General features: G+C 73.0%; 7 protein-coding genes. 5 read left to right on the top strand and 2 right to left on the bottom strand.

Annotation, left to right across the window (positions count from 1 at the left end):
• The 5 genes from H288_RS33170 to H288_RS0130140 form a co-directional block, all read left to right on the top strand.
• On the top strand, positions 1-509 hold a 509-nt coding region (locus H288_RS33170; protein WP_043713549.1), incomplete at its 5' end, for a methyl-accepting chemotaxis protein.
• A gap of 13 nt (positions 510-522) precedes the next feature.
• Positions 523-2,817 carry a response regulator gene (locus tag H288_RS0130155; RefSeq protein WP_020096292.1) on the top strand — a complete coding sequence of 765 codons (2,295 nt, stop codon included), beginning with the start codon at positions 523-525 and terminating at the stop codon, positions 2,815-2,817.
• Positions 2,814-3,881, top strand: coding sequence for a chemotaxis-specific protein-glutamate methyltransferase CheB (gene cheB / locus H288_RS0130150; protein ID WP_026605430.1), 1,068 nt, complete (start codon positions 2,814-2,816; stop codon positions 3,879-3,881). Before H288_RS0130155 ends, cheB begins: the two co-directional genes overlap by 4 nt.
• On the top strand, positions 3,878-5,596 hold the full coding sequence (locus tag H288_RS0130145) for a response regulator (protein WP_020096290.1): 1,719 nt from the start codon (positions 3,878-3,880) through the stop codon (positions 5,594-5,596). The genes cheB and H288_RS0130145 overlap by 4 nt, the downstream gene beginning before the upstream one ends.
• Entirely contained in the window at positions 5,593-7,479 is a 1,887-nt protein-coding gene (locus tag H288_RS0130140) for a response regulator (protein WP_020096289.1), read from the top strand. The genes H288_RS0130145 and H288_RS0130140 overlap by 4 nt, the downstream gene beginning before the upstream one ends.
• 412 nt (positions 7,480-7,891) lie before the next feature.
• Here H288_RS0130140 and rplQ read toward each other — a convergent pair whose 3' ends face one another.
• Positions 7,892-8,302, bottom strand: coding sequence for a 50S ribosomal protein L17 (gene rplQ, locus H288_RS0130135; RefSeq protein ID WP_020096288.1), 411 nt, complete (start codon positions 8,300-8,302; stop codon positions 7,892-7,894).
• 200 nt (positions 8,303-8,502) lie between these two features.
• The gene (locus tag H288_RS0130130; protein WP_010686165.1) at positions 8,503-9,522 is read right to left on the bottom strand and encodes a DNA-directed RNA polymerase subunit alpha; all 1,020 of its coding nucleotides are present in this window, start codon (positions 9,520-9,522) and stop codon (positions 8,503-8,505) included.
• Positions 9,523-9,631: the final 109 nt, after the last annotated feature.

Below are 9,631 nucleotides of genomic sequence, written 5' to 3'. Positions count from 1 at the left end.
ACATCATCGAGACGGTCAACGACATCTCGGAGCGCACGCACCTGCTGGCGCTGAACGCCGCCATCGAGGCGGCCGCGGCCGGCGAGAGCGGGCGCAGCTTCTCGGTGGTGGCCTCGGAGATGAAGCTCCTGGCCGACCAGGCCAAGGCGGCCACGGGGCAGGTGCGGGGGATCCTGGGCGAGATCCAGCGGGGCATCAACACGTCGGTGATGCTGACCGAGGAGGCGGTCAAGCGTGCGGCGGCGGGCAAGACGCGCTCGGACACGACGCAGCGCACGATCGAGGAGATCACCGCGCGGGTGGAGGAGAACGTGCAGACGTTCCAGCAGATCGTGGCCTCGACCAACCAGCAGCAGCTGGGCATCGAGCAGGTGATGGGGGCGCTGCAGAACATCCGCCAGGCCAGCCAGCAGACCGCGGCCGGCACGCGGCAGGTCGAGGCCGCCTCCGCCAACCTCACCGAGCTCGCCCAGGCCCTCATGGCCCTGGCCGAACGATACCGGCACTGAGGCGGGCGCCCCGTTGGCCGAGGATATCCGCAAGCTCCTGCTCGCCGCCTTCGACGTCGAGCACCGGGAGCACGTCGCGGCGATCCGCGGGGCGCTCGGCAGCGCCACGCCGGACTGGAACGACGTCTTCCGCCGCGCCCACAGCCTGAAGGGCGCCTCCCGCGCCGTCGACCTCCCGGCGGTCGAGGCGGTGGCCCACCGTCTCGAGACGCTGTTCGAGGGCGTGCGCACCGGCGCCACCGCCCTCGACCGCGAGGCGGCCAACGCCGTCCACCTCGCCCTCGACCGGATCGAGTCCTACGTCGCCGGCCTCACCGACGGGTCCGGTCCGGACATGCCGGCCGACGCCCTGGCGGCCCTCGGCCACGTCCTCCGGCTCCCGGGCGAGACGCCGCTGCCGGCACAACCCGCACCACCCGCCGCACCGCCCCCCGCCCCGCTGCCGGATCCGAGTCCGAGCCCGCCACCGGGGCCCCCCGCCGCGCCGGCATCCCCGCCGGCCGCGACCGCCGCGCCGACACAGGCCGACCCCGCGCCGAAACCCGGCTCCGAGCCGCCGGAGGCCTCCGCGGCGATCCTGCGGGTGCCGGCGGAGGCCGTCGAGGCGCTGGCCCGGGCGAGTCACGATCTCGCCAGCACCCTGGCCGGCCAGGCGCCCGCGGCCGACGGCCTCGCCCGGCTCGCCCGCCTGGCCCGCGACCTGCGCGTCGGCGCCGAGGCCCTCGCGGCCGGGGCCGGCGCGGAGCGGCCCGAGTGGCGCGCCCTCGCGGCGCGCGCGGGCGCCTTCGCCCGGGAGGCCGCGGACCTGTCGCGGCGCCAGGCCTCCGCGACCAGCGCGGTCGAGGGCGCCGCGACCCGCGTCCGCGCCGCCGCCGAGCGCCTCGCCCTGGTCCCGGCCGAGACCGTCCTGGCCCCCCTCGCCCGGTCGCTGCGCGAGACCGCCCGGGAGCAGGGCCGCGAGGTCGATCTCACGTTGCGGGGCCTCGACCTGCCGGTGGAGCGCGGCACGCTGCAGGCGCTGAAGGATCCGCTGCTCCACGCCCTGCGCAACGCCCTCAGCCACGGCTGGCAGGCGCCGGAGGTGCGGCGCGCGGCCGGCAAGCCGGAGGCCCTGGGCCTCGGGCTGGAGGTCGCGGTGCGCGGCGCCCGCCTGCATGTTACCGTGTTCGACGACGGGCCCGGCCCCGACCTCGCCCGGATCGAGGCGGCGGCCCGCGAGCGCGGCCTCCTCGGCCCCGCTTCCGCGGCCGAACCCGACACCCTGCTGCGCCTCGTGTTCGAGCCCGGCTTCTCCACCGCCGAGGCGGTCGACACCCTGTCGGGGCGCGGCTACGGCCTCTCGGTGGCCGCGGACGCCGCCCGCCAGCTCATGGGCAGCGTCCGCCTGGAGCCGCGCGACCCGGCCGGCACCGCCCTGATCTTCAGCCTGCCGCTCTCAGCGGCCCGGCGCAGTCTGCTGCTGGTCGAGGCGGCCGGGCGCAGCTACGCCCTCCCCGGGGGCGCCGTGGAGCGCCTCCTGCGCCTGCGGCGCGACGACCTGCCGGTCGCCATGGGCCGGACGATCGTGCGCCTCGGTGACGGGGACGCCGCGACGAGCCACCCGGTGACGGACCTCGCCGCGATCCTCGGACAGGTCGCCGACCCGGCCGATCCCGGCACGCTGACCGCCGTCGTCCTGCGGACCGGCGGCGGCCGTCTGGCCCTGGCGGTCGACCGCCTGCACGACGTCCGTCCGTTCCTGGTCCTGCCCGCGCCGGATTTCGGCGCCGATCCGGGTCTGATCGCCGGCACGGCGGTGCTGAACGGGGACGTGCCGGTGCTGGTCCTCGACCCCGAGGGGCTCGCTTCGCGCGCCCAGGCCGGGACAACGGGCGGCGCGCTCGGAACGATGGCGCCGGCTCCACGTTCGACGACTCACGCCGCGGCGGCCGCGTCCGCGCGCGCGACCATCCTGGTCGTCGACGATTCGATCACCACCCGGACTCTGGAGAAGGGAATCTTGGAAGCCGCCGGCTACCGCGTGGTCGTCTGCGTCGACGGGCAGGACGCCCTCGACCGGCTGCGCGCCGAGATCGAGCCCGTGAATCTGGTGCTCGCCGACGTGGAGATGCCGCGCCTCGACGGGTTCGGCCTCCTGAAGGCCCTGCGGGCCGACGAGCGCTTCGCCCGGCTCCCGGCGATCCTGATGACCTCCCGCGGGGATGCCGCCGACGTCGCCCGGGGCCTGGATCTCGGCGCCGACGCCTACCTGACCAAGCAGAAGTTCGACCAGCGCCAGCTGCTGGATACGATCGGGCAGCTCCTATGACCCCCGTCCGTGTGATGCTCGTGGAGGACAGCCTCGTGGTGCGCGAGCTGCTGCGCCACATCGTCTCCCGCGATCCCCGCCTCGAGCTCGTGGCCGCGGTCGCCTCCGGCGAGGAGGCCCTCGACAAGCTCCGGACCGTGCGGCCGGACGTGATCTCGATGGACATCCGCCTGCCGGGGATCGACGGGCTGGAGACGACCCGCCGGATCATGGCCGAGCACCCGACGCCGATCGTCGTGGTGGCGGATTCGGTCGAGGATAACTCGCTGCGCATCTCGATGAACGCGCTCCGGGCCGGGGCCCTGTCGGTCGTCGAGAAGCCCGTGGCCACGACCCATGCCGGCTACGAGGGCGTGGCCGGCGAGATCTGCACGCAGCTGCGGATCATGGCCCAGGTTCCGGTCATCCGCCGCCGGCCGATCGGCACCGAGTGGGCCGGCCGCTCCGCCGTCGCGCCCCAGGCGCCGCTGGCCGACCTGTCCGGGCAGGCCCCGAGCCTCCTGGGCATCGCCGCCTCGACGGGCGGTCCCCCGGCGCTGGCGCGGGTGATCGGCGCCCTGCCCAAGGACTTCCCGCTGCCGGTCCTGGTCGTCCAGCACATGGGCGCGGCCTTCATGGACGGGTTCGCCAGCTGGCTCGACAGCGTCGTCGCCCTCCCGGTCTCCCTCGCCCAGGACGGCGAGCGCGCCGAACCCGGCCGGGTCTACGTGGCCCCGGGCGACCGCCACTTGGAGATCGGCTCCGGCCGGATCCTGCGGGTGATCGATTCCGCGCCGGTCTCCGGCCAGCGCCCGGCCGCCACCGTGCTGTTCCGGTCCATGGCCCGGCAATCCGGCCCCTCCGGCATCGGCGTGCTGCTCACCGGCATGGGCGAGGACGGGGCCCTGGGCCTCGCCGACATGCACAGGGCCGGCGCCCAGACCGTGGCCGAGCACGAGAGCACCGCCGTGGTCTACGGCATGCCGGCGGCGGCCGTGCGTCTCGGGGCCGCCCGCGCCGTCCTGCCCCTCGACCGCGTCGCCGACCACGTCCTGCGCCTCGTGGATGCGGGGGCGCGGCCGTGAGCGAGGCCGGCCCGGCGGAGGTGCCGGCCCGGATCCTGCTGGTCGAGGATTCGGAGACGCAGGCCCTGGAACTGCGCCTGCTGCTGGAGGCGCACGGCTTCGCGGTGGAGCGCTGCGCCTCCGCCGAGACCGCCCTCGATCACCTCAATCGCAGCCAGCCCGACCTCGTGGTGGCCGATTACCACCTGCCGGGCATGAACGGCGACGAGCTGATCCGGCAGATGCGCCTGTCGCTGCGCACCCGGGCCCTGCCGGTCCTGATGCTGACCGGCGGCAGCGGCGGCGAGCGCCAGGGTCTGGAGAGCGGCGCCGACGCCTACCTGCCGAAATCCGCCGACCGCGACCTGATGATCCTGCGCATCCGCGCCCTGCTGCGCGAGCGCCGGCCGACGACCGACGGTGAGGGACCGGGCGCCGCCGCGTTCCGGCGCGGGCGGGTCCTGGTGATCGACGGCAGCGCCACCTACCGGACCTTCCTCGCCGGCGTGATGGGCCAGGACGGCCACCACGTGGCGAGCGTCGACGGGCCGGAGGCGGCCCTGGCCGCCCTGGACGCGGCCGCCGGCGACGGGGCCTTCGACTGCGTGACGGTCGATCTCCTGGGGCACGCCTATGACGGCCTCGCCCTGTGCCGGGCGATCAGCCAGCGGCGCTCGGGACAGGCGGCCGGCGCGGGCTTCCACCTCGTCGGCATCGCCGGCAGCGATCCCGCCAAGGACTTCCTCGTCGAAGCCTACGCGGCCGGCGCCGACGACGTGGTCTCGAAGACCGACGCCGAGGTCCTGGCCCTGCGGGTCCGCGGCTTCGTGCGGCGGCGGCTCCTGGAGGAGGACGACCGGCGCATCGCCGGCCAGTTCGGCGAGCGCGAGCGGGCGGTGGAGCGCGCCCGCGCGGAGGCCGACGCGGCCGAGGCCCGAGCGGGCCTCGCCGACGCCCTGGAGCGGGCCAACCGCGACCTCGCCGACGCCAACCGCCAGCTCACCGAGGCGCAGTCCAAGCTCGTCCAGGCCGCCAAGATGGCCTCGCTCGGCGAGCTGGTGGCGGGGATCGCCCACGAGATCAACAATCCCCTGGCCTTCATCCTGGCCCACCAGGGCACCGTCGAGCGCCTGCTCGGCGAGTTGCCGGGCGCCGCTCCGGAGGCCGCCACCCGCGCCATCGACAAGGCCCGGCAGCGGGTCGGCTCGATGCGGATGGGGCTGACCCGCATCCAGGATCTGGTGCTGAACCTCCGGAAGTTCTCGCGCCTCGACGAGGGCGAGCGCGCCCTGGTCAACGTGCCGGAGGCGATCGAGACGGTGCTCGCGCTGATCCAGCACAAGCTCGGCGAGCGCATCGCCGTGGAGCGCAGCTTCACGGGCCGCGCCGAGATCCACTGCACCCCGGCGCTGCTCAATCAGGTGGTGATGAACATCCTGGGCAACGCCGCCGACGCCATGCCGGAGGGCGGCACGATCCGGATCACGACCCAGTCGAACCCCGAACTCGACGAGATTCGCATCAGCGATACCGGGCCCGGCATCCCGGATACGCTGCGTGAGAAGATCTTCGAGCCGTTCTTCACGACGAAACCGGTCGGATCCGGCACGGGCCTGGGTCTTGCGATTGCCTACAGCGTCGTTCAAGCGCATAGCGGCTCGCTCACCGTGGAGACGGCCCCGGGTGGGGGAGCCTGCTTCGTGATCGGGATTCCGCGGCAGGCGGCCAGTGCATGAGTGACGGTACGGCAGGTGTAGGGACGATCCTGGCCGTCGACGACGAGCCGGACATCCTGATCGCCCTGGAGGACCTGTTCGAGGATTCCTACCGGGTTCTGACGACCTCGCGCCCGGCCGAGGCGCTGGAGATCCTGCGCGCCGAACCCGACATCGCCGTCGTGCTCTCGGACCAGCGGATGCCGGGCCTCACCGGCGACGCGCTCCTCGCCGAGGCCCGCAGCTTCCACGACGCGCAGGCGATCCTGCTGACCGGCTACGCCGACATCACCGCGGTGATCGCCGCCCTCAACCGCGGCGGCATCGTCGGCTACGTCACCAAGCCCTGGGACGCGGGCCTGCTCCGTTCCACCGTCCGGCAGGCCTTCGAGCGCCACCGCCTCGGCCGAGACCTCGCCACCGAGCGGGCTCTCCTGCGCGGCCTCCTCGACCACGCCCAGGACGCGATCAGCTTCAAGGACGCGGAGGGCCGCTTCGTCCGGCTGAACGGCCGCAAGGCCGCCCTGCTCGGCCACGACGTCGCCGCCAGCCTCGGGCGGCGTGAGGACGAACTTCTCGGCCCGAAGGCCGAGCCCGTGACGGCGGCGGACGCGGCCGCGATCCGGTCCGGGGCGGTGGTCGAGAGCCTGATCAGCGACGGCCCGACCGGCGCCGAGCAGTGGAGCCACGTGACGCGGGTGCCGATCCGCGACGCGGGCGGGGCGATCAGCCACCTCGCGACGATCGAGCGCGACGTGACCGAGCAGCGGACCCTGGAGGCGCGCCTGCGCCAGTCCGACAAGATGCAGGCGCTGGGCACCCTCGCGGGCGGCATCGCGCACGATTTCAACAACCTGCTGACCGCGATCCTCGGCAGCCTCGAGCTCGCCGGCCCGAAGGTCGCCGACCAGCCGCGGGTCCAGCGCCTGATCGAGAACGCCCGCGGCGCCGCCGAGCGCGGGGCGTCCCTGACCAAGCGCCTCCTGAGCTTCAGCCGCGCCCACGACCTCCAGGCGCGCGCCGTCGACGTGAACACCCTGATCTCCGGGATGAGCGACCTGTTCGGACGCAGCCTCGGCGGCCTCGTGACGGTCCGGACCGACCTCGCGGACGGACTGCCGGCGGTTCAGGTCGATCCGGACCAGCTCGAACTCGCCGTGCTCAACCTCTGCATCAACGCCCGCGACGCCATGCCGGACGGGGGGGCGATCACGGTCGCGACGCGCCGGCTCGCCATCAGCGGCGATCCCGAGATCGCCGACGGCACCTATCTCGGCATCAGCGTCACCGACGAGGGCACCGGCATCCCGGAGGAGATCCTGCGCCGGGTCTGCGAGCCGTTCTTCACCACCAAGGCCGTCGGCCAGGGCACCGGGCTCGGCCTCGCCATGGTGTTCGGCCTCGCGCAGCAATCCAAGGGCCGGCTGGCGATCGACAGCGTGGTCGGTCGGGGCACCCGCGTGGAGCTCGCCCTCCCCTTCGCCGATCAGGCGCCCGAGCAGGCGCCCGAGGCCGCCGGCACCGTCCCGGTCGCCGGCCGGCGGGCCCGCGTCCTGATCGTCGACGACGATTCGCAGGTGCGCCACGTGACGGCCTCGTTCCTCACCGGCTTCGGCCACAGCACCACGGAAGCCGGCGACGGCGAGGCCGCGCTCCGGCTCCTCGAGGCGGACCGCTACGACATCGTCGTCGCCGACCTCGCCATGCCCGGCATGAGCGGCATCGAGCTGGCCGCCGAGATCCGCGAGCGCGATCCGCGCCTGCCGGTCCTGATCCTTACCGGACATGCCGAGGCGATGCAGATCCCCGACGACCTGCCGGTGCTCACGAAGCCGTTCCGCTCCGCGGACCTCGCGGCCCGCGTCGCCACGCTGCTTGACGGCGGAGCCGGACCCGTCGGCTGACGGGGGCTTGCAACCAATCGGTTGCCGGCTCATTCTCTCCTCGTGGGGCCCGCAGGCCCCGGGTTACGAAGAGGAGGTGGACCATGAGCAATCACGGCATCTTCCCGCGCCGCAGGCGTGACAACGATCTCGACCAGGACGGTCCACCGGACGAGTCCCGGCAGGGATAGGGGTTTTCGGAGCGCGGCGCGGTCGAGTTCCCGGCCTGTCTGAGACGGGCCGCCAGGGCGAGCTCCCGCGACCATCCGAGACGTGGACCCTGCTTCAGACCCGTCGGCGCGAGCCGGCGGGTTTTTTTGTTGTTCGCGCGTCGTCATGGCGATCGCGGCGAGGAGCCGAAACGCGAGAAGCCGCCCCGGAGGGTCCGGGACGGCTTCTCAAAGACTAGGAGCGACGGGGCGCTCCGTGCCGATCAGGCGGCTTCGGAGACCTGGCTCGGACCGGAATCCTTTCCGCGAGCCTCGACGTCGCGGTCGACGAACTCGATCACCGCGAGCGGGGCGTTGTCGCCCTGGCGGAAGCCCGCCTTCATGATCCGGCAGTAGCCGCCCGGACGGCCCTTGTAGCGCGGGCCGAGGACGGTGAAGAGCTTCTTGACCATGTCGGCGTCGCGGAGCTGCGCCATGGCGAGGCGGCGGGTGTGGACGCTGTCGATGCGGCCCAGCGTGATCAGCTTCTCGACGACCGGACGCAGGTCCTTCGCCTTCGGCAGGGTGGTGATGATCTGCTCGTGCTTGATCAGCGCGGCGGACATATTGGCGAACATCGCCTTGCGATGCTCGGCGGTGCGGTTGAAACGGCGGCCGCGGTAGGCGTGACGCATGGTGCTGGCTTCCTTCTCGTCTCGGCCGCCGTGCCACGGTACGGCCGGGTGCCCCGGGAACGGGGCGGTTGATGTCCGCGTAACCCCGCGGCGGGATTCGTTCGGGACTTGGCGTCGTCGCCGCGGGTCCCGGGCCTGGATGGGCCGAACCGGCGGCGCGGTGCGGCGCCGCCCGGTTCAGCTCGAGGCGGCTTCGCCTCTCAGTAGTGTTCCTCGAAGCGCTTGGCGAGATCCTCGATGTTCTCCGGCGGCCAGCCGGGGATGTCCATGCCGAGATGCAGGCCCATGCCGGCGAGCACTTCCTTGATCTCGTTGAGCGACTTGCGGCCGAAGTTCGGGGTCCGCAGCATCTCGCCCTCGGACTTCTGGATGAGGTCGCCGATGTAGACAATGTTGTCGTTCTTCAGGCAGTTCGCCGAGCGGACCGACAGCTCCAGCTCGTCGACCTTCTTGAGCAGCGCCGGGTTGAAAGGAAGCTGCGGCGCGAGCGGCGCGGCCTCTTCCTTGCGCGGATCCTCGAAGTTCACGAAGACCTGCAGCTGGTCCTGGATGATGCGCGCCGCGTAGGCGAGCGCGTCCTCCGGAGAGACCGCGCCGTTGGTCTCGACCGTCATGGTCAGCTTGTCCTTGTCGAGATCCTGGCCCTCGCGGGTCGTCTCGACGCGGTAGCTGACCTTGGTGACCGGCGAGAACAGCGAGTCGACCGGGATCAGGCCGATCGGCGCGTCCTCGGGACGGTTGCGCTCGGCCGGGACGTAGCCCTTGCCGGTTGCGACCGTGAACTCCATGCGGATCTCGGCGCCGTCGTCGAGGGTGCAGATCACGAGGTCGGGGTTCAGGATCTGGATGTCGCCGACCGTGCCGATGTCACCGGCGGTGACGAGGCCCGGGCCGGTCTTGCGCAGGGTCATGCGCTTGGGCGCGTCGGTCTGCGAGCGGATCGCGATGGTCTTGATGTTGAGGACGATGTCGGTGACGTCCTCGCGCACGCCCGGGATCGACGAGAACTCGTGCAGCACGCCGTCGATCTGCACCGAGGTCACGGCCGCGCCCTGGAGCGACGACAGGAGCACGCGGCGCAGGGCGTTGCCCAGCGTCGTGCCGAAGCCGCGCTCGAGCGGCTCGGCGACGACCGTGGCGACCCGCTTCGGGTCGTCGCCGGTCGTGACCTGCAGCTTGTTCGGCTTGATCAGTTCCTGCCAATTCTTCTGAATGACCACGATCCTACCTCTCGTCCTTGCCCGGGATCCGCGACGCCCGTCCCCGCGCTTCGGCCACTCGGTGCCGCCCCCTGGCGCCCCGAACGGTCCCTGAAATCCGTATCCGCCG

Source organism: Methylobacterium sp. 285MFTsu5.1, from assembly GCF_000383455.1.
Classification (GTDB): domain Bacteria; phylum Pseudomonadota; class Alphaproteobacteria; order Rhizobiales; family Beijerinckiaceae; genus Methylobacterium.
Note: the sequence above shows the minus strand (reverse complement) of the source record. Positions and strands in the feature narration are given on the sequence as shown.